Annotated in this window: 19 protein-coding genes; 5 read left to right on the forward strand and 14 right to left on the reverse strand. The window is 47.9% G+C overall.

Annotated features, from left to right (window positions below):
• Nucleotides 1-10: 10 nt before the first annotated feature.
• Entirely contained in the window at nucleotides 11-1,051 is a 1,041-nt protein-coding gene (dusB, locus tag FSB84_RS05395; RefSeq protein WP_130542533.1) for a tRNA dihydrouridine synthase DusB, read from the forward strand.
• A 29-nt stretch (nucleotides 1,052-1,080) separates the two neighbouring features.
• Entirely contained in the window at nucleotides 1,081-2,022 is a 942-nt protein-coding gene (locus FSB84_RS05400; RefSeq protein WP_207234290.1) for a M20/M25/M40 family metallo-hydrolase, read from the forward strand.
• 3 nt (nucleotides 2,023-2,025) lie between these two features.
• Here the strand turns inward: FSB84_RS05400 and FSB84_RS05405 are convergent, their stop codons facing one another.
• From FSB84_RS05405 to FSB84_RS05425, 6 genes are read right to left on the reverse strand one after another with little or no spacing between them, the layout of a single operon-like run.
• Nucleotides 2,026-2,553, reverse strand: a complete 528-nt coding sequence (locus FSB84_RS05405; RefSeq protein ID WP_130542532.1) for a hypothetical protein — start codon at nucleotides 2,551-2,553, stop codon at nucleotides 2,026-2,028.
• 45 nt (nucleotides 2,554-2,598) lie between these two features.
• The gene (locus FSB84_RS05410) at nucleotides 2,599-3,198 is read right to left on the reverse strand and encodes a glutathione peroxidase (RefSeq protein ID WP_130542531.1); all 600 of its coding nucleotides are present in this window, start codon (nucleotides 3,196-3,198) and stop codon (nucleotides 2,599-2,601) included.
• Nucleotides 3,199-3,230: 32 nt separating this feature from the next.
• Nucleotides 3,231-4,613 (reverse strand): aldehyde dehydrogenase, encoded by a 1,383-nt coding sequence (locus tag FSB84_RS05415; protein WP_130542530.1) that lies wholly within the window; start codon nucleotides 4,611-4,613, stop codon nucleotides 3,231-3,233.
• Nucleotides 4,537-5,784 carry a glycerate kinase gene (locus FSB84_RS05420; RefSeq protein WP_147122059.1) on the reverse strand — a complete coding sequence of 416 codons (1,248 nt, stop codon included), beginning with the start codon at nucleotides 5,782-5,784 and terminating at the stop codon, nucleotides 4,537-4,539. Before FSB84_RS05420 ends, FSB84_RS05415 begins: the two co-directional genes overlap by 77 nt.
• Before the next feature lie 4 nt (nucleotides 5,785-5,788).
• Nucleotides 5,789-6,019 carry a GntT/GntP/DsdX family permease gene (locus FSB84_RS31375; protein WP_262713792.1) on the reverse strand — a complete coding sequence of 77 codons (231 nt, stop codon included), beginning with the start codon at nucleotides 6,017-6,019 and terminating at the stop codon, nucleotides 5,789-5,791.
• Nucleotides 5,980-7,134, reverse strand: coding sequence for a GntP family permease (locus tag FSB84_RS05425; RefSeq protein ID WP_262713793.1), 1,155 nt, complete (start codon nucleotides 7,132-7,134; stop codon nucleotides 5,980-5,982). Before FSB84_RS05425 ends, FSB84_RS31375 begins: the two co-directional genes overlap by 40 nt.
• A gap of 185 nt (nucleotides 7,135-7,319) precedes the next feature.
• Between FSB84_RS05425 and FSB84_RS05430 the strand changes: the two genes are divergently transcribed.
• Entirely contained in the window at nucleotides 7,320-7,652 is a 333-nt protein-coding gene (locus tag FSB84_RS05430) for a hypothetical protein (RefSeq protein ID WP_130542527.1), read from the forward strand.
• Here the strand turns inward: FSB84_RS05430 and FSB84_RS05435 are convergent.
• Both FSB84_RS05435 and FSB84_RS05440 read right to left on the reverse strand, forming a co-directional pair.
• Complete coding sequence (locus tag FSB84_RS05435; RefSeq protein ID WP_130542526.1) at nucleotides 7,548-8,582, reverse strand: HEPN domain-containing protein; 1,035 nt, start codon at nucleotides 8,580-8,582, stop codon at nucleotides 7,548-7,550. The genes FSB84_RS05430 and FSB84_RS05435 overlap by 105 nt on opposite strands.
• A gap of 9 nt (nucleotides 8,583-8,591) precedes the next feature.
• Nucleotides 8,592-8,912, reverse strand: a complete 321-nt coding sequence (locus tag FSB84_RS05440) for a hypothetical protein (RefSeq protein WP_130542525.1) — start codon at nucleotides 8,910-8,912, stop codon at nucleotides 8,592-8,594.
• Between the two features lie 243 nt (nucleotides 8,913-9,155).
• Here FSB84_RS05440 and FSB84_RS05445 point away from each other — a divergent pair, with 243 nt between their 5' ends.
• A complete protein-coding gene (locus tag FSB84_RS05445; RefSeq protein WP_130542524.1) occupies nucleotides 9,156-9,599 on the forward strand; it encodes a nucleoside deaminase in 444 nt (147 codons plus the stop codon).
• Nucleotides 9,600-9,655: 56 nt separating this feature from the next.
• Here FSB84_RS05445 and FSB84_RS05450 read toward each other — a convergent pair whose 3' ends face one another.
• The 6 genes from FSB84_RS05450 to FSB84_RS05475 form a co-directional block, all read right to left on the reverse strand.
• Nucleotides 9,656-11,167 carry a SusD/RagB family nutrient-binding outer membrane lipoprotein gene (locus FSB84_RS05450; RefSeq protein WP_130542523.1) on the reverse strand — a complete coding sequence of 504 codons (1,512 nt, stop codon included), beginning with the start codon at nucleotides 11,165-11,167 and terminating at the stop codon, nucleotides 9,656-9,658.
• A gap of 11 nt (nucleotides 11,168-11,178) precedes the next feature.
• Entirely contained in the window at nucleotides 11,179-14,688 is a 3,510-nt protein-coding gene (locus FSB84_RS05455) for a SusC/RagA family TonB-linked outer membrane protein (RefSeq protein ID WP_225979982.1), read from the reverse strand.
• Between the two features lie 260 nt (nucleotides 14,689-14,948).
• Entirely contained in the window at nucleotides 14,949-15,941 is a 993-nt protein-coding gene (locus FSB84_RS05460) for a FecR family protein (protein ID WP_130542522.1), read from the reverse strand.
• Nucleotides 15,942-16,035: 94 nt separating this feature from the next.
• Nucleotides 16,036-16,596 carry an RNA polymerase sigma-70 factor gene (locus FSB84_RS05465; protein ID WP_130542521.1) on the reverse strand — a complete coding sequence of 187 codons (561 nt, stop codon included), beginning with the start codon at nucleotides 16,594-16,596 and terminating at the stop codon, nucleotides 16,036-16,038.
• Nucleotides 16,597-16,846: 250 nt separating this feature from the next.
• Nucleotides 16,847-17,551, reverse strand: coding sequence for a 3-keto-disaccharide hydrolase (locus tag FSB84_RS05470; RefSeq protein ID WP_225979983.1), 705 nt, complete (start codon nucleotides 17,549-17,551; stop codon nucleotides 16,847-16,849).
• 11 nt (nucleotides 17,552-17,562) lie between these two features.
• Nucleotides 17,563-18,921 carry a Gfo/Idh/MocA family protein gene (locus FSB84_RS05475; RefSeq protein WP_130542520.1) on the reverse strand — a complete coding sequence of 453 codons (1,359 nt, stop codon included), beginning with the start codon at nucleotides 18,919-18,921 and terminating at the stop codon, nucleotides 17,563-17,565.
• Nucleotides 18,922-19,097: 176 nt separating this feature from the next.
• Here FSB84_RS05475 and FSB84_RS05480 point away from each other — a divergent pair, with 176 nt between their 5' ends.
• Nucleotides 19,098-19,706, forward strand: a complete 609-nt coding sequence (locus FSB84_RS05480; protein WP_130542519.1) for a superoxide dismutase — start codon at nucleotides 19,098-19,100, stop codon at nucleotides 19,704-19,706.
• The last annotated feature ends 22 nt before the right edge of the window (nucleotides 19,707-19,728 follow it).

Raw genomic sequence — 19,728 nt, forward strand, 5'->3', positions numbered from 1 at the left:
GTTTCCAACGATGGTACATATCGGCAATATAACGCTCCCTGATTTTCCACTGCTTCTTGCTCCCATGGAGGATGTAAGCGATCCCCCCTTCCGTTATGTGTGTAAACAAAACGGCGCAGATCTCATGTATAGTGAGTTCATCTCCAGTGAAGGATTGATCCGCGATGCTATCAAGAGCAGGCAGAAACTGGATTTCTCCGAATTCGAAAGGCCATTCGGTATCCAGATCTTCGGAGGCGATGAAGAAGCAATGGCCATGAGCGCCAAAATTGTTGACACTGTTCAACCAGACCTGGTAGATATCAATTTCGGTTGTCCGGTAAAGAAAGTAGTGAGCAAAGGAGCCGGCGCTGCCGTTCTGAAAGATGTAGACCTGATGGCCCGTCTCACAGAAGCAGTAGTACGCTCCACCAATCTCCCCGTAACGGTCAAGACCAGGCTCGGTTGGGACGATAGCAGCAAAAACATCGAAGAAGTGGCGGAAAGATTGCAGGATGTTGGCGTGAAAGCGCTTACCATCCATGGCAGAACTCGCGCACAACTGTACAAAGGCGAAGCCGACTGGAGCCTGATCGCTGCAGTGAAAAACAATCCGCGTATCAGGATCCCCATTTTCGGTAATGGCGATATCGACTCCCCGCAAAAAGCACTCGAATACAAGAACAGGTACGGAGTGGATGGCATCATGATCGGACGCGCCGCTATCGGTTATCCCTGGATCTTCCGCGAGATCAAACAATTTATGCTGAACGGCGAAATTCTTCCGCTTCCTACTATCGAAGAAAGACTCGAAGTGTGCAGGACCCATGTGCGCAAATCGGTGGAATGGAAAGGTGAAGTTCTTGGCATCCTTGAAATGCGCCGTCATTACAGCAATTACCTGAAAGGGCTGTCGCATATCAAAGAATTCCGTACACGGCTCGTAACAGTGAAAACGATCCAGGAAGTGGAAAACATACTGGATGAAGTAGCTGTTCATTTCGCCGGACAAACACCTGCACACAGCCCGGTCCAGTTGACGCCGGATCAACTCAGCTCCTGCGCTTATTGATGATTACACTGAATTAAAAATATAGCTACATGAACCGATTACTGGTATCCATGCTCAGCAGCCTTATCCTGCTAAATTCCTGCGCCGGCAATGGCCAGCAGGCAAAACCAACTCCCCGGCCATTGTACGCCACCGTGAAACTGGATAGCGCACAACTGATCAACGATCTTCAATTCCTTTCTTCGCCGGCACTGGAAGGAAGACTGGTAGGTACCGAAGGCAATAAACAGGCGCGGAATTATATCGCTGCCCGCTTCGATTCCCTGCAACTGGCAGCGCCCGATTCCGGCCGCTTTCAATCATTCCCCGCCAGGAACAAAGCCACTGGCGTGAATGTACTCGGTATCATCAAAGGCTCTCAATATCCTGATCAGTATTATGTGCTCTCCGCACACTACGATCACCTGGGAAAGAAAGGAGACAAGATCTATACAGGCGCAGACGATAATGCTTCCGGTACTGCTGCATTGCTGGCCATGGCCGCATGGTTCAAACAACACCCTCCTAAACATAGTATCATCTTCGCAACCTTCGATGCTGAAGAAGGTGGATTGATGGGGTCGAAATATTTTGCGGAAAACCCTTCTGTAGCTATTTCAAATATCGTGTTCAACCTGAACATGGATATGGTGAGCAGGAACGATAAGAATGAGATCTATGCCTCCGGTACTTTTCATTACCCCTTTCTTTCAAAATACATCGACAGCATACGCCCACTTACAAGCGTAACCGTTTCACTGGGACACGACGATGCCTCCAAAGGCGCTTCCGATGACTGGACTTCACAGTCTGACCATTTTGCCTTTCACAAGAAAAACATTCCCTTTATTTATTTCGGAGTGGAAGATCACCCGGACTATCATCAGCCAACTGATAGCTTCGAAAAAGTGAATAAGCACTTTTATTACCAGGTGTGCAATATGATCGCAGCCACGGCAGTGCTGATAGATGATCAGCAACAATTGAAATAGACTTTATTGCTTCTGGGGCCAGGCGGCCAGGTATGCAGAGAGCTTTCTCGTGTATTCCTTCGCGCGTTGCGTGGAGATGGTTTCCAGTCCAAACAGCAATACGCCCTGGATGATCAGACTGAGCCCCAATCCAACCCAGAATGATCGTTCCGTTTGCCCGCGATACAGGATCAACAAGACAATGCCGATTACTACCAGACCAATTTCAACTGCCTTGTAAATCACAAATTTCCTGTTCACTTCCTGCATGCGCGGAAGCTCTTCCGATTTGAGTTGTTGCGGGTCCATATCATATGCATACACAATTCGTACACGATCGGCATCACTTCTTTTATGAATGGCATAACCTACAATACATTCCAGGATGCCCAATACCAGCAAGGGAATTGCTGCGCCTTTAAAGAGACTTGTTCTGAATGCAAAGAAGAAGATCAATCCAATCAGAATGGCGATCACTCCGATGATCAGCACCATCAAAGCAGCCTGCTTTTCAGCCAGGAAGTACTTTTCAATATCAGCTTTGGTCAACATGGAAATGGTATTTGAATGTAAGAGTACGATACCGGTATCCGGCGATTACGCCGATGCTTTCTTTTCCACGGCAGTCACTACTTCATTACTCAGGGGAGACACGGAGGGATCGAAATAATCTGTCAGATGACCGTTCTCATCCAACAGGTATTTGGAAAAATTCCAGGTAGGAGCCTGCTCATTCCAGCCATTCTCTTCTTTATTCGTCAGCCATTTGTAGACCGGATGCTGATCAGACGCGGGCACTACTACTGATTTTTTCACCAAAGGAAAGGTAACACCAAAATTGATCTTACAGAACTGCGCGATCTCTTCATCCGTACCCTTTTCCTGTTCGTGGAAATCATTGGCGGGAAAACCGATGATCTCCAGGTTACCGGAGAATTTCTTGTACAGGGCCTGCAGGTCATCATACTGATTGGTATAACCGCAATTGGAAGCAGTGTTCACCAGTAATAGTTTTTTGCCTTTGTACTGTCCGAGATTCAATTCTTTACCGTTATTGAGCTGAACGCTGAGATCATATATGGAAGTCATCGGTTGATCATTTGTGTTATGCAATACTTTTGAATTCTTTCCGGTTGCTTTGGTGAGCTTCATCAGCAAAGGATACAGGAATTTCATGATGCGCTGCCTGATAGTCATACGTGTGGTATTGTGCAACAAAGGTCCGGATTTTACCGGATGATCTTTTTGAATAAATTCATTTTGCCTTTGAATGGCGGATATTTCATAGCGGGGTCAAACCAGAGGGGTGTTTTCATGATGGCCTTCCGGTGTGTGAATGTATCGAAGCCCGTTTTGCCATGATAGGCGCCAATACCACTTCCGCCTCTCCCACCAAAAGGCAAATGGGGATTGGTAAAATGCCAGCTCGTATTGTTCACACAGCCGCCACCGAAAGAAATATTGCCGAAGTAGTATGCCTCCTGCTTCTTGCTTTTGGTGAACAGGTAGAGTGCCAGCGGTTCAGGGTTTCTCCCGATGATCTGCAATGCCTCCGACGCATGTTCAAATCCGATCACCGGCAATACAGGTCCGAAAATTTCTTCCTGCATCAATGGTGCATCCAGCGGCACCTCATCCATAATAGTGGGTTCGATGTAAAGCGAATCTGCATTGGTTTTGCCACCATGAAGGATACGCCCCTGTTGGAGATAAGCCTCTATCCGGGAGAATTGTTTTGCATTGATGATCCTTCCATAGCCATAATCTGTGGATGCATCTCCTGAATAAAAACCGGTGATGGTTACTTTCAATGCATTTACCAATGCATCTTTCCTGCTGTGATGCACCAGCACATAATCCGGCGCGATGCACATCTGCCCTGCATTCGAGAACTTTGTAACTGCAATACGGCGTGCCGCCACCCTGATATCTGCATCTTCTTCTACTATCGCAGGACTTTTGCCGCCCAGCTCCAGCGTTACAGGCACCAATTTTTCCGCTGCCATTTTATACACCAGCTTGCCTACAGCTCCGCCACCGGTATAGAAGACATGATCGAACCTGAAATTATTCATCATCAGTGGCACCACTTCAGCGCCATCTCCTTCCGCATACAGAACATACTGGTCAGAGAACACAGAGCGGATCAGCTTTTTCATCACTGCTGCTGTAGCCGGTGCATGTTCACTGGGTTTGAGCACTGCACAATTACCTGCAGCAATTGCACTGATCAGTGGAGCGATGAGCAATTGAAAAGGATAGTTCCAGGCGCCCATGATCAATACCACTCCCAACGGCTCCTGCAGGATATAACTGGATGATGGAAAATTCAGCAGATTGGTCCCGGCAGACTGAGGTTGCATCCATTGCTTCAGGTGTTTGAGATTGTACCTGATCTCACTGTGTACAAATCCGGTTTCCGTTACCCAGCTTTCTTCCGGACTTTTTCTGAGATCGGCATATAGCGCCTGATGGATCTCATCTTCAAACTTTTTGATGGCTTCATCCAGCGCTTTCAATTGCTTCACCCGGAACTCATAGGATCTTGTGGCTCCACTGTTGAACCAGGCACGCATTTGCTGAATGGATTCGGAAATGGTCAATACTGCCATGCAAGCTGTTTGACTGTAATTTACAGGTTTTTACTTTTTCCGTTTTGCAGGCCAGCAGATTTCCCAGTTGATTGGCTGTACGCACCAGGTTCAGCTTTGTGTTGCGAAATGCCTGTTCCAGTTCAGCCGGTTCATTACCAATGGGAAGGATGGCATCGAAATAAGGTTCCATCACAGGTTCCTTCAGCAGCGGCACTCTCCCGGCCAGCCCGATCACAGGGATATTCAATGCCCGTGCCCTTACTGCTACGCCATATGGCGCTTTCCCGTGCAGGGTTTGTTCATCCAGGCTTCCTTCGCCGGTGATCACCAGGTCAGCCAGCTCCAGGGCTTTATTGAAATTGGTCATTTCAAGGAATTCATCAGTACCGTTCTTCAGTTCTGCATCCAGTATTATTGCCAGCCCTGCTGCGGTACCGCCTGCTGCGCCACCATGTTCCAGACCTGCCATATCCCTGCCGGTTTGCTTCAGCACCACATCCCTGAATTGCTGCAGGGCGGCTTCCAGCTTTTCCACGCCTTCTTTGTCGGCTCCTTTCTGTGGACCAAACACACGGGCTGCACCCTGCTCGCCCAGCAGCCTGTTTTTCACATCGCACAGAATGATGATGCTGCACTCACGCAAACGCGCATGCGCTTTTGAGGTATCGATATATGCCAGTTTCTGTAATCGCTCAGGCATGAAGAGCAGTTCCTGGTCACTTTTGTCGAGAAAACGATAGCCCAGCGCCTGCAGGATGCCCGAACCTCCGTCTACCGTGGCACTGCCACCGATACAAAGAAGGATGGAAGTGGCCCCCTGGTTGAGTGCATGGGCAATCAGTTCGCCAGTTCCGTTGGAGCTGCAATGCAGCGGGTCTCTTTCCGAAACCGGCAAGAGCCGTAATCCAGATGCTGCAGCCATTTCGATGATAGCTGTGGCAGTGGAGGGCAACCAACCGTAAGTGGCTTTTATTTCTTCTGCTTTGGGTCCCTGTACCATCACTTCAACTGGTCTTGCATTCAGGTGTTGCATCAACAGCGTGGCCGTGCCATCGCCTCCGTCTGCAACAGGGAAAAGCTCACAGGTAACCTGCAGATAGCTTTCTTCCAGTCCTTCGCGGATAGCGCCTGCCACTTCTTCTGCGTCGAGACTGTTCTTGAATGAATTTGGAGCTATAAGTACGCGCATGTGATCAGTGTAATAAGAATAATGATAAAATATAAACGATCAGGATCGTGATCAATCCCATCCAAAGAGATGCCAGGGTATACACACGTAACATGGTTCGCATATCGAGGCCCGAAAATTTAGCGATCACCCAGAAATAGGCATCATTGGCATGTGAGATCACCATGGAACCTGCACCCATCGAAAGTACCGTGATCAGTTTTCCATTTTCCGAATCAAGGCCGAGTGCCGGCAAGAGGGCAGTACAATGGATGCAGTAGTGATGATGGCTACAGTTGAAGAACCCTGTGCTGTTTTCAACACAGCTGTGAGCAGGAATGGAAAGAACAATCCCAGGCTTGCAAGCGATTCCATGCTTCCCAGGTGTTTGCCCAGGCCTGTTGCAGCCAGCACAGCTCCGAATGCCCCGCCTCCGCCGATGATCACCAGGATACCGCCCGCCTTCTCAGCACTTTCTGACAGCAACCTGCCAACCGTGTCCCTTTTCCAATTGCGGCCTGCAGCAAATGCCAGCAATACGCCGATCGACAATGCCACTTCGGGTACTCCGATCACATTTATGATTGCATGCCAGCCGGAATCAGAACTCTGTTCCATAACAAAAAAAGAGTGCAGGGCTATCAGGAGAATGGGAACAACAACCGGCAGGAAAGCTGCTATTACTGAAGGCCTGGAAGCCATGGGCTCCTCCGCTTTATGTACATGGTCCGCCTGCCCGTTTGATTCTCCCGGCCATTTCTTTCCCGCATATAACGCCCACCAATACCCGACAAGCATAGCGGGTATGGCCACCAGCACACCAATGCTGATCAGTTTGCCGAACTCCACACCAATGGTTCCTGCTGCTGCAGCTGCACCAGGATGCGGTGGCAGCAGGCAATGCACTGCATATAGACCTGTTGCCAGTGATACAGCCATGATAGACATAGCTATGCCCGTTTTCTTCGCAATGGATTGGTTCAGGCCACTAAGTACGATATAGCCAGAATCACAGAATATTGGAAGCCCTACAATAAAGCCGGTAAGGCTCATCGCCAATGGAGCCCGCTTTTCTCCAGTTTTACGAAGAATGAAATCTGCCATTACACGCGTGCAGCCGGTATACTCCAGGAGCCCACCCAGGGTAGTTCCCAGCACAATCACAAAACCGAGCGAGCGCATGATATTCCCAAATCCATCTTTGGAATGTTTCAGAATATCAGGTACGGGCATTTGCACGCCAACGCCCACTACAAAGCAGGCAAGCAATAAGGCAAAAAAAGCATGCACGCGATATCGTGCGGTCAGGATAATGATCAGTACTATTCCCAGGATAAGGCAAATAAGTACCTGCAAAAAAGAAGGGGTCATGGAGGCTTATTTTCGGAAAAAGATACTTAAATTAACAGTACAAGCCTTAACTGTAGATCAAACTCCCCAAAATCTACAGCACATTTCCCCTTCCACGTTGATTTACTGCTCTGCTCCCTGCCGGAACAAGATTTTTCTCTGCATCATTGTAATGCATGTCCTATCTAACTTTTAAAAACACATATATGAAAATCAGATCCGGTTTTTTTATGCTTCTGCTGATGGTAATAACCACTTTTGCGGAAGCAGCACCTAACAGCACCGATCCCATCAGGACTAAAAAGGAAGTGGCGGCCATGACAACTGCTGAAAAGGAAGCACGGGTTGCCGCCATCATCAAAAGAGTGGAAGAAATCAAAGCCATGGACAGATCAAAGCTTTCCGGCGCTGAACGAAAAGAACTCAGAAAAGAATTAAGATCCCTCAATAAGGAAGCTAAGGTATTCGGCAGAGGTGGCATCTATCTTTCCGTAGGTGCAATACTGGTGATCATACTTCTTCTGATATTGATCCTGTAAGATATTAACGGCAGCTTTCCCCGCCGGCAATTTGCTCCGGCCTCCCCGCCCGGCCTTTTTAAGTTTGCCGGACCGGGAGGGCCAGGGCACTGCTGCTTCTTCCACCATTCGCTGCGACAGGTCTGCATCCGGACAAAACCTGCGCACCAGTTTTTCCACCCTTGCTGCCAGGATCAGTATCTGCTCTTCCGAGATCATATAATCTTCTTTATATCGACCATGTATATACGCTTTCTGCAATAACCGGAATAACTCTATATCCTCTGCAGTGGTTCTGGGAAAGATACTATTCAATGCATTTCCCATCATGGTAGAATAACGCAGCAACTTATCTATATTATGTGTGCCCGTTCTTAAGCCGGTACTTTGCAACACAAACGACATGCAGGCATGTTCAGAAGCCTGGTGGAGGAGAAAGGCAGCCAGGTTGAACTGTTGCCTTTCTATGAATTGCCTTGCCCCGGAAAGAAAAGCAACACTTCGATCATAGCCTTTCTGTGCCTGCGATTCCTGGTTGACAAGGTGCTCCTTTAAATTGTCATAACCGGGAGCAGGTAAATTGGTGATCCCTGCATTGTACAGGAGCGGCGCCTTATTCACCACCTGGATAGCAAAAGCCTGTCCGGCTTTCAGCCATTGATAAAATACTTTTACAGGATGTACAATCAGGTTAACAGGCATGCGTAAACGGTTCCGCTGCTCCAGCATATCCTGAATAACATCGTCTGACTTTTTCTCCCCCGGCCTCGTAAGCAATAAAAGAAAGTAACCTGCAGCAGGCTCCTCTCCATGAAAAAAGGGACGGAAGATGGAGTTGACCGGCAGGTTGTCCGTAGCAACTCCCAAAAGATAAATTTTATCGATGGCTACTGCCTGATGCAGTGTCCTCACCAGTTGATCCAGTGCCGGAGATGGTTGATATTGTAACATAGAACTGGTTTATTCGGATGAATGATTTTTTTTGTGCTGTGATTTTCGCATCGATGCAGGCAGATCTTTCCGCACCGTCATGTATGCAGCCTCCGCCATCAGTTCAAGATTGCGGTAAAAGAACAGCAGATCACTGCGGTCACTGGCAGACTCAAACTGATCACCATCTGAAGTCATTGCAGCTTCTATCCATTGCCAGAGCAAATGACGAAGATCATCGAGATGATAAGTAGTATAAAAATCAAGAATGACAGCTGACGGATCCTTCTTCTGCTCCTTAGTCAGACGCACAGGTTTATTGAAGAACTTAGTTCTTTTGTTTTCATGCATAAAAATGTTTTTAATGAATGAAATAGTTTCTTTCAATGCAAATTGAAAGGCAAAACGTAATCATGTAGAAGAATCAGTGGTAGAAGGTACCTGTGGGCCTGAAGAAACTGGCAACGACCTTATCGTTACCGGAGTACTAACGCTTAATTATACACGCAATTTAGTAAATAATGAACAGACTGCCAAAAATTTTAGCATTTAAGTTTTGCACATTCTCTCTGATCTGAATGTTACCTTAGCAGCATGTCCAATACAGACGAACAATATATGCAACAGGCACTTCGTGAAGCGCACCGCGCTTATGAAGCCGGAGAGATCCCTGTTGGCGCCATTGTGGTGATGAACAATCGCATCATTGCCAAAGGATATAACCAGGTTGAATTATTAAAAGATCCCACAGCTCATGCAGAGATCATAGCACTTACTTCCGCATTCAATTTTCTAGGCTCCAAATACCTGCCGGACGCAACGCTGTACGTTACTGTTGAGCCCTGCCTGATGTGTGCCGGCGCTTTGTACTGGAGCAAGATCAGCCGGATTGTCTGGGGAGCCGATGATGAAAAGAACGGGCATCAGCGCATCACGGGAGAGAACTGGCCCTTCCATCCAAAGACCACTATCACACGTGGCATCCTGAAGGAAGAATGCGCCGAACTGATGAAGAATTTCTTCAAGGACAGGAGATAAAAAAAGCGGGGCATGATGCCCCGCTAACCAAACATGCTATAAATATACCTAACTGCTCAAGGTTTGTCCCACCACACGCGTCCTGTCAGATCATCTTTTCCATTCAGCCCCGGCTGGTTATTCACAGCGTTGCTGTAGTTCTCTCCATTGATGTTCTGCTCCTTCACAGGGTAGCCCTGTCTGCGTGGAATAGGTGTGTTATTGTTATTGGGTGCAGGAGTCAGCACAGGGAATCCTGTTCTTCTCCATTCCGCCCATGCTTCATAGCCATTTGAATAAAGATGTAACCAGCGCTGGTAACCGATCCGCTTCAATGCTTCAGCTGGTGTGTAAGCAACTTCCGGCTGCGCCAGGTAAGCCGCCAAACCGGTAGTATCACCTTTATCATCTCTGCTGTAAGGAACTGCCTCTACCTGTTTCTGCACTTTGTCATTATAATCTTTAAAACTGTTCCTTACCCATTGCCGTATCGACGCTTCCACGCCCGCTTTGTAATGTTGCTCTGCCACTGCATCTCCACCGCCGATCCAGTTGATCTTTGCAGCTTCCGCCAGTGCAAATTTTACCTGGGCATTGGTAAGGATATAGCAGGGAGCATTCTGTGTTCGTATATGCACCCCCGTTGGAGATACTGTAGCTGTTGGGATCAGACCAACAGCATTTCCATCCAGGCCATATGGTACTCCTTTGTACCCTTTGCTTCCATCACTCACGGTATCGGCATAGACAGGCAAACGAGGATCATGCAGGTTCTTCAGATAATCAACAACAGGTTCACTGGCCCAGTACCAGATACGGCTCTGAACAGTGTAAACATAATACCAATAGCTTTGATTGGCAGCATTGGCCAGGTGTATGAACACTGCACTTTCTGAATTATCATCTATCAGACCGCCAGTAGCTGCATCGGCAAATTCAGTCTTGCCTTTTACTTCATCGATCTTTGAAAGACGAAGCGCCATAATGAGCCGCATTGAATTGGCAAGTTTTTTCCAGTTGCCCATTTCACCTTTGAACAGAATATCGCCTTTGACAGGATCTGCATCACTGATCTGCGCGGCTGCTTCTTTCAGCTCTTTCAGCAGGTCATAGTAAATATCCTTCTGGCTGGTGTAGCCGGGTGTAAAATTTTCTTTACCCTGCAATGCTTCCGTATAAGGAATATCCCCCCAGCGGTCTGTAGCATGCCAGTAGAACCATGCACGGAGGATCCTTGCCACGGCCAGTTGATTTTCTTTGGAGCCTTCAGTGATGTTGAACTCTTTTGAATCCAGGATTGTTTTCAGGTTCATCAATGCACCTGAATAGATCCCGTAAAAATCGAAATTGACAGTAAGATACCTGCTTGCATCGGTATAAGGCTTCTCTGACCAGTATTGCGCATACAGGTTGGGTGTAGGGGCTTCGAGATAAGCCGGTATCTGGTTGATAGCGTATGTGAGCAATTGAGAATTTGCAGCCTTCGCAGGCAGGTTGGGATTGATATTGAGATCATCTTCAAATTTGGTACAACCTGTTCCCATTACCAGCAATACCGCAATCAGTTGGATGAATGTTGTTTTTTTCATGATGGTAATTTTTAGAAGGAAATATTCAGGTTAAGTCCAAAGGATCTTACGGTGGCCAGCTGACCGGTTTCCAGCCAGTTGAGCGATGATGATCCGGTGGCCAGCTCTGCAGGGTTTAGCCCTTTGGGCGCTTTCTGCCAGATCATGAACGGGTTCCGCGTGATGAGAGCAATGTTTACACTTTTCACCGGCAGTTTGGCAATCTGCCTGCTGGTGAATGTGTATCCCAGTCTGATCTCACGCATACGGATATACGAAGCATCATAACACCATTCTTCATACACCCTCGTTCCTACAACATTCCTCCAATAGGTCCGCGCATTCACATAGGCGGTCACTTCCTGCTTGGTGGAATTGGAAATGCCGGTGATCTTGTAACCGCCGCCATCCGCTAAAGGATCGCGGATATTCTTTCCTTTATCGTTCATCTCAGCTGTAATGGCATGCTGTCCGCTTTTCACGGCCAGCATCTGCGTCCAGCTAAAGAATTTACCTCCTTTCTGAAAATCTATCACAGCGCTCAGATCAAAATTCCCAACTGTAATACTATTGGTCCAACCGCCTGTAAATTCAGGAACAGCGGAACCTAATTTGTGATTGGTGCTCCACAGCGGCATATTGTCGTTGCCCAGCAGGATCTTACCTGTTGCGGAATCGCGCTGATAGCCGTTGCCCACCAGTGTTCCGAATGCTTCATTCACATTGGACAGCAGGAACATGCTTACACCGGCATAAGCATTCTGGTCAAGCGTGAGTGTATTGTTTCCGGGAATCAGTTCCAGTACCTTGCTTACATTTTTTGCGAAGTTGAAAGTGGTGGTCCATTTTACCAGCTTCGACTGAATGGGCGTTGCATTGATGGTCAGCTCAACACCTTTGTTCCGGATCTTGCCGGCATTGATCACGTAACTGGTAAAGCCGCTAGGTCCGGGCACATCCAGACTGAACACTTCATCCTTGTTTTCCTGGTGATAGTAAGTAAGATTGAATCCAACCCTGTCTCTCAGGAAACGCATATCCAGACCGAGTTCCCACGCAGTAGCCAGTGAGGGCACCAGGTTTGGGTTCTTGAGATTGTCCGGCACATACATGGGGAAGTCTTTGTCATAAGGATCTCCCAGCACATAGGAATTTGCTGTCTGATAGATATCGATATCGGATCCTGCCTGCGCAAAGCTGGCGCGGATCTTACCGTAGGAGATCTGCGGTACATTCAGCAGTTCACTGAATACAACACTTGCGCCAACAGAGGGATAGAGATAAGCGTTGTTATCGAGGGGCAGCGCCGAGGAAATATCCCTGCGCAGAGACGCATCGATGAAATAAGTATTATCATAGCCAAGGCTCACGGATCCGAAAGCGCTTCTCACTTGTTTCTTCCTCAGAATATTTGATACATCAGGTCTTTCCAGCGAGTTGGCGATATTGTAGAAGCCGGGTGTTACCAATCCGCCCACAGTTTCCTCACGCAAATAAGTGTAATGCTGGGTCATGATATTTCCACCCAGGTTGGCCTGCAATGATAGTTTTCCAAACTCTTTGATGTATTGTGAAATGAATTCATAGTTCATCTCCCTGTTCTCATATTTACCGATCCAGAAGCCGGGTACGCCACGTCCGCCAACAGCATTACGGCCATCGATGTTCTGTGTGAATCCATCGCGGCGCACAAATCCACTCACGGTCAGTCCGGGGATGATGGTCCAGCTCAGGCCCACATCGCCAAAGAAGCGATCCCTGGAATCGTTGGATGGATTTTCATATGCATCGAAATAAGGATTGTTCCAGTCGATGGGTGTGAGGTTGTCATATACTCCTTCTGTATTCGGATCGTTCAGGTTCCAGTGATAGACAGTACCATCGGAGTACCTGTATTGTTTCAGCTTGTTCATATCGAGGTTGCGCTGGAACCATTGGTACATATTCCGCGAACCAAGTTGCTGATAACCCTGTGAAGGACGGATGGCTTTGTTATTGGCATAGTTGAGATGTGTACTCAACAACAGTTTATCTGTTACATTCAGCGTTCCGGCAAACGAGAGGTTATTTCTCCGCAGGTTGGTATTGGGTTCGATCCCCTTGATGGAAGTATTGTTGTATGAAAGACGGAAAGTAGAATTGGCGCCGCCTCCCATAAAAGAGATATTGTTGTTCAGGTTGGTTCCTGTTTCGAAATAATCCTTGATATTGTCCGGATGCGGAACAAACGGCGTTTCTTTTCCAAAGTCCGGGTCGGCACGATAGAAGCTGTATTGGTGTCTTACAGGAGTGCCGTCCATTACGGGTCCCCAGCTTTCATCCCAGGTTCCATCCACATACTTTGTTTGCACGCCATTGATGAGGGTGGTGGGAAAATTGAGGCTGGACCCTGCGCCATAAATATTCTGCAGAGGCATCCAGTTGCCAGGCTTATCGATGGAGAAGGCAGAACTGAGGCTGACCGTGGGTTTCTTTGCATTCTTACTTCCTTTTTTCGTTGTGATGAGGATCACTCCGTATTGTCCGCGGAGTCCATACAAAGCTGATGCAGCTGGTCCCTTGAGCACGGTCATTGTTTCGATATCATCGGGGTTGATATCCTGCGCCAGGTTACCATAGTCCTTCCCGCCTTTGCTTGCGTAGTTGCTGTTGGAGATGGGGATATTGTCCACCACAATCAGTGGCTCACCCCCACCAGTAACCGAATTCACACCACGTATCTGTACTTTCTGTGTTCCGCCCATACTGGCGGCAGAAGAACCGGAAACCTGCACGCCTGCGATCTTTCCACTGAGCGATCCCAGCACGTTCTGTTCTTTGGCGATGGTCAGGTTCTCTCCTTTTATTTCCTGTTGTGAATAGCCGAGTGATCTCTGTTTACGGTTGATACCGAGCGCCGTTACTACAATTTCCTGCATCTTGTTCTCATTTTCCACCAATTGGGCAGATACCTGTGTTACTTCATTATCCTTAACAATCACGGTCCTTTCATCGGCAATATAACCCACAGCAGAAATGGTTATCTTGTAAGAACCTGCACTCAATCCGGGAATGGTGAACTCACCGTTATGATTGGCCGCAGCGCCTTTGTCGCCGGGTTGCACCATCACGGAAGCATTGGCTATGGCCTGCCCCAGCGTGGTAGTCACCCGTCCGCGAATACTGCCATCGAAAGCGAACTGCAGTCCCCTGACATCCATTGCCGGGATCAGTGGCGGTGAATAGTCTTTTACTTTTTTGATGATGATATTGCTGTTCACCAGTTCATAGTGAAGTCCGGTATTGCTCAAAAGAAGTGGCAGCACTTTGGACAAAGCCATCTTCTCCACCCGTAGATTGATACTATCGTAGGGCGCTATTTCTGAATTCCTGTAGGTGAACGGGACTTTGGAAGCCGACTCGATGGTACGGAGGGCTGTTTTCAGGGAGGCATTTTTCAGGTCCAGGGAGATAAAGATCTTGTCGAGCTCCTGGCCCCGGGAGTGGCCTGCCATGAGTATCCCATTGATCGTGAGCAGTATAGTCAGTACAATAATTCTCATGAGTATTTGCTTGTTCAAAAGCAACCTGGCTACCGCTAGCCGGAGGTGCATTGAAGCGCTTGCGCCCGCCTGGGCAGGGGCATGCGATTGTGCAGACAAATTCATAGTTTTGGTCTGTTTAATAATTCTGAAAGAGGATTATGTTTAAACGCCGGGCCTTTACCAGGTCGCAACTGGTAGGGCCCTTTTATATTTCCCGTTCTATCCGGGAGCGGAAATAGTTGCTTTCATTTTTTTATGATTTTGGATGAAGGTATTTTTCAGTAAATGAAATACTGACCGTTCCGCTGCTCCACCTTCCTTTCTGTAAGACTGCAAATGATCTGCAATGCCTGCTCAACTCCCGTCTGACGATTGAATGATGTTGAAATTCGCATATTACTCACCGTTATATCCCTTACATTGACCCTTACATTGTACATCCTCTCAAGGTCGGCTACAATGTCCATGATGGTTTCATCATCATATACCAGGCTACCCTGTTGCCAGGCTGCAACCTGATTGATACCGGACTTCCTGTCCGCAATGCCGGTCCCGTTATTGTTCACTTTAACCTGCTGTCCGGGAGTGAGGGTGGCTACTTCTTTATCCAGGTATTCCACTTTCACTTTTCCCCTGCTCACTGCTACTGTAACATTGCTGAGATCATTATATGCTTTGATATTGAAAGCTGTTCCCAATACTGTTGTGGAGATCTTACCGGTATGAATGATGAATGGTTTTTCAGCAGCATGCTTCACATCAAAATATGCTTCGCCGGAGAGAAATACTTCCCTTTTCTTTCCACCGAATTCAGGAGGGTACTCCAGGGTACTCGCAGCATTCAGCCATACCTGCGTGCTGTCTGGCAGCAGGAGATATTTGAATTCAGATCTTTCTGTAGATGAAACCTGAAAGCTGGCGGTATGATTGCTTACAGCATCCGGTTCGCGCAGTAAAAGAAAGATCCCTGCCACTGTTGCCGCCAGGCCCACTGCTATCCGGATGGTCCTTCCCCATTTTTTACCAGTCGCTTCATCTTCTTCCTGTACCGGCCTTGAAAACCATTCAGGTTCCGGTAGCACCAGGTTTCCCGATTCGTCCACATAGGTAACGGAGCCCTGCCCCAGTTCGCTGTAGGCATTACTGATAAGCTGACGAAGGGATTCATCATGCGAAGCGTCGCGCAGCAATGCAAAGAATTCATCAAATTCCCTGCGGGTGCACTTATTCTCCAGATACTGCCTGAACAGATATTTGATCCTTGCTTCCATAAATTTTGAACTGTAATACAGGCAGAAAAAAAGACGCCTGCTCCTGGTAGACGAAACAGGCAATTGAATGTTCCTATCCGGAACGAATATTTTTTTACAGAAAGAAAATACGGGATGCTCCCGCCAGGAAACGGCGGATGGATTGCAATGCTGTAGAAAGTTGATTCTTAACGGTGTGTTTCGATATCTGAAGTGTTTGTGCGATCTCCTGGTAGTTCAAACCTTTTTCCCGGTTCAGCTGATAGATCAGCTTTCGCTGCGCCGGCAGACTTTCGATGGCCTTGCGGATGATCTGGTGGTATTCCTTCGTTTCAATCAATACCTCAGGATCATCTTCCTGCATGGGCAGGTTCTTCCAGATGGCTTCTTTCAGCCTGCCGTCCGCTGCGGCCTTCCGAAGGAAATCGATCACTTTATTCTCCGTCATCCTGTAAAGCCAGGCCTCGATATTTTCGATGCGCGACAAATCCTGTCTGCGTTCCCATAATTTGATGAACACTTCCTGGATCACATCCTTTGCATATTGTTCAGACTTGGTGAGTTGCTGTGCGAGTGTGTACAACCGGCATTCATGCTTACGGAACAATTCTGCGAAAAGCAGTTCCATAGCCTGTTCATTGATATTCCCGCCGATATGTTGCCTGTTGTTCTCCATGATCAGCAGTTAGTGGTAGAAGGAATCGGTAGTACTGTAAGTTAATGGATAGAGCCAATAATACAGCAATTAGCTGCATGTTTTTGCGAGGAATTACTTACATAAACGGATTTATGCTGTATCCTGATGACAAGCTTTCAAATTGAGGTACTCAGCGTTCATGCAGCCGCAAAAAACAGCATTTCATGGGTGGCAAAAAAAGCTGCCAGGGAGAAACCCTGGCAGCCTTTGCGGATAACCGCAATATTTATCAAAGTGGTTTGATCTTGATATTCCTGAACCAGATACCACCTCCGTGGTCCTGCAATGCAATATGTCCGGCAGGATTTTTTCCATAACCTGCAACATCTTTCCATTTGCCTTTTGCTTTCAGGGCTTCCCATTCCGGGGTCCACAGATCGAAGTCAACCACTTTCTCTCCGTTGAGCCAGTGCTCTACATGCGCACCTTTCACAATGATCCTGCTGTGATTATATTCTCCTGCAGGTTTTGCCATGATCCTGGAAGGAGGATGCATCGCATAATCTGATCCGCTCTTTTGCCAGTCTTCTAACTTCTCCGCATAACCGAGATCATCAATCAACTGGTATTCGGGGCCTGTCTGATAAGTAGCGGCATGATCTTCCGAAACCCGGTACATCACGCCGGAATTGGCGCTCTTACCAACTTTCCAGTCGAATGCAAACTCAAAGTCTTTGTATTGTGCAATGGTGATGAGATCTGCGCGATGTTGCACATCTTTTTCCCTGCAATGCAGTTCTCCTTTCACCACTTCCCATCCGTCTGATGTGGCGTTCTTGAATGGTCTCCACTCATTGATGGTCTTTCCATCGAAGAGCAGTTGCCAGCCTTCCTGTTTTTCCTTCGCGGAAAGGGTATTGTTTTTTTCCTGCATAAAGATATTCATACTGGTTAAGGTGATCAGTAATGCGAGTGGTAGGATGAAGCGTTTCATGTGTGTATGTTTTATCCGATCAGTTTCATTTTCTCGGGATCCCATTTGATGGCTTTTTCCTGGTAGTAGCTATCGTTGCAAAGCAGTGCAGGCGCAGCAGCGCGATAACCGAACACGGTGTCTTCCACTACAGGCTTGCCACCACGGATAGCCCTGATCCAGTTGAAGAGGTGATCATAATGTGCTCCCTTATACCCAGCCTCGGCCTGGAACACGGTAGTATCATCGGCCTTTATCTTTTTACGATCGTAGTCCTTATCATATCTTCTCTCTGCAAAATATTTCGCGTATTCTTCGGGAGGCCAGAATTTATTTTTGATGAGCGTCACCTTATCCCATTCCACCAGCATGGCGCCTTCATTGCCTACGAGGCGAAGCGAGTTCTCGCCACCGGTGCCGTCTACAAAATTCACGCGAAGCGAAAGATTGAAAGCGGGATGTGCTAACGTTTGGGGATAGTCGAACATTCCCAGCAGGATATCAGGTACTTCCCTTCCGTCTTTCCAGTAACGCAGTCCACCTGTGCTCATGATCTTGTTGGGACCGCTGGAACCTGTGATGTAATGAAGGCTGGAGAAAAGATGAACGAAGAGATCACCTGAAACGCCGGTGCCATAATCCTTGAAGCAGCGCCAGCGGAAAAACCGTTTCGGATCAAAAGCATGGTCTGGTTTATTGTGGAGGAATCTTTTCCAGTCGACAGTTTGCGTGGAAGCATCGGCGGGAATATCCCATTGCCAGGCGCCTCCGGGTGTATTGCGCGCCCAGAATCCTTCTGCATAATTGAGCTGGCCGATGGCTCCGGCCTGGAGCAGTTCCTTTGCTTTCTCATTACCGAGGGAGCTCATGCCCTGGCTTCCGACCTGGAATACCACTTTGTTCTTCGCCTGTGCTGCGATCACTGCTGGTCCTTCGGAAACATCGTGCACCATGGGCTTCTCGCAGTAAACGGCTTTGCCGGCGTTCATGGCATCCACGGAAATGTCTTTGTGCCAGTGATCAGGCGTACCTACAATCACGGCATCGATGTCTTTGCGGGAAATGATCTCCCGGTAATCTTTGGTAGTGAAGATATCGTTACCGAATTTCTTTTTGGCATTGGCGAGCCGGCCATCGTAGAGGTCGCAGGCTGCTACCAGCTTTACGCCGGGTATGCTCACGGCTGTTTCTGCATCTCCGGTGCCCATTCCTCCTGCTCCGATCAGGGCGATCTGCACAGTATTGCCGGGCGATTCATATTTCCGGGCCAGCAGTTCTGTTTGGGGACAATTCTCAGCAGCTTTCGCTATTCCGGGGATCAGAGCGGACGCGGCTACACTTTTACTGAGCTTTTGGATAAAGGCTCTTCTCGCATGGGTAGGTTTGCTCATGTGTGATGTAGTCTGGTTGGGTGAAATGGTTGGATTGAACGGAAAGTAATTTACAATAAAATGATGAGTTGATTGCAGCTAAATGATCAGAGTTGGTCAATCCGGCAATGGCCGTAAATTTGTTACCCTGTAAGCTTTGAGCGAAAGATTATCTTATCAATTTAAAATTTAATAGTATGGCATTCACATTATCACCTCTTCCATATGCAGCTGATGCACTGGAACCTCATATCGACGCAACTACCATGCAAATTCACCATGGTAAACACCACCAGGCTTATGTTGACAATCTGAATAAGGCAATTGCCGGAACTCCCAATGAGAACAAATCTCTTGAAGAGCTGGTAGCAGCAGCCGGCTCCATCAGCCCTGCAGTAAGGAATAATGGCGGTGGGCACTGGAATCACACTTTCTTCTGGGAATCCCTGGGGCCCAATGCCGGTGGTGCACCTTCTGGTCCTCTGGCCGATGCAATCAATGCTGCATTCGGTTCTTTCGATGCCTTCAAAGAGAAATTCAATAACGCAGGTATGACCCGCTTCGGAAGCGGTTGGGCATGGCTGATTGTGAAGGATGGTAAACTGGAAGTTTCTTCCACTCCCAATCAGGATAATCCCCTGATGGATGTGGCAGAAGTAAAAGGTCAACCCATTCTCGGAGCCGATGTATGGGAGCATGCTTATTACCTGAAATACCAGAACAAGCGCGCCGATTACCTGGCTGCTTTCTGGAATGTGGTGAACTGGACCAAGGTAGCTGAACGTTTCGCAGCTACATCCAAATAAGCGAGCACAACCATCCTTTTTA

Source organism: Pseudobacter ginsenosidimutans, from assembly GCF_007970185.1.
In the GTDB taxonomy this organism is placed as follows: domain Bacteria; phylum Bacteroidota; class Bacteroidia; order Chitinophagales; family Chitinophagaceae; genus Pseudobacter; species Pseudobacter ginsenosidimutans.

Coding starts and splice junctions, on each gene's coding strand:
- dusB (WP_130542533.1), top strand. CDS start 11: ATGGTACATATCGGCAATATAACGCTCCCTGATTTTCCACTGCTTCTT.
- FSB84_RS05400 (WP_207234290.1), top strand. CDS start 1,081: ATGAACCGATTACTGGTATCCATGCTCAGCAGCCTTATCCTGCTAAAT.
- FSB84_RS05405 (WP_130542532.1), bottom strand. CDS start 2,553: ATGTTGACCAAAGCTGATATTGAAAAGTACTTCCTGGCTGAAAAGCAG.
- FSB84_RS05410 (WP_130542531.1), bottom strand. CDS start 3,198: ATGACTATCAGGCAGCGCATCATGAAATTCCTGTATCCTTTGCTGATG.
- FSB84_RS05415 (WP_130542530.1), bottom strand. CDS start 4,613: ATGGCAGTATTGACCATTTCCGAATCCATTCAGCAAATGCGTGCCTGG.
- FSB84_RS05420 (WP_147122059.1), bottom strand. CDS start 5,784: ATGCGCGTACTTATAGCTCCAAATTCATTCAAGAACAGTCTCGACGCA.
- FSB84_RS05425 (WP_262713793.1), bottom strand. CDS start 7,134: ATGACCCCTTCTTTTTTGCAGGTACTTATTTGCCTTATCCTGGGAATA.
- FSB84_RS05430 (WP_130542527.1), top strand. CDS start 7,320: ATGAAAATCAGATCCGGTTTTTTTATGCTTCTGCTGATGGTAATAACC.
- FSB84_RS05435 (WP_130542526.1), bottom strand. CDS start 8,582: ATGTTACAATATCAACCATCTCCGGCACTGGATCAACTGGTGAGGACA.
- FSB84_RS05440 (WP_130542525.1), bottom strand. CDS start 8,912: ATGCATGAAAACAAAAGAACTAAGTTCTTCAATAAACCTGTGCGTCTG.
- FSB84_RS05445 (WP_130542524.1), top strand. CDS start 9,156: ATGTCCAATACAGACGAACAATATATGCAACAGGCACTTCGTGAAGCG.
- FSB84_RS05450 (WP_130542523.1), bottom strand. CDS start 11,167: ATGAAAAAAACAACATTCATCCAACTGATTGCGGTATTGCTGGTAATG.
- FSB84_RS05455 (WP_225979982.1), bottom strand. CDS start 14,688: ATGAGAATTATTGTACTGACTATACTGCTCACGATCAATGGGATACTC.
- FSB84_RS05460 (WP_130542522.1), bottom strand. CDS start 15,941: ATGGAAGCAAGGATCAAATATCTGTTCAGGCAGTATCTGGAGAATAAG.
- FSB84_RS05465 (WP_130542521.1), bottom strand. CDS start 16,596: ATGGAGAACAACAGGCAACATATCGGCGGGAATATCAATGAACAGGCT.
- FSB84_RS05470 (WP_225979983.1), bottom strand. CDS start 17,551: ATGAAACGCTTCATCCTACCACTCGCATTACTGATCACCTTAACCAGT.
- FSB84_RS05475 (WP_130542520.1), bottom strand. CDS start 18,921: ATGAGCAAACCTACCCATGCGAGAAGAGCCTTTATCCAAAAGCTCAGT.
- FSB84_RS05480 (WP_130542519.1), top strand. CDS start 19,098: ATGGCATTCACATTATCACCTCTTCCATATGCAGCTGATGCACTGGAA.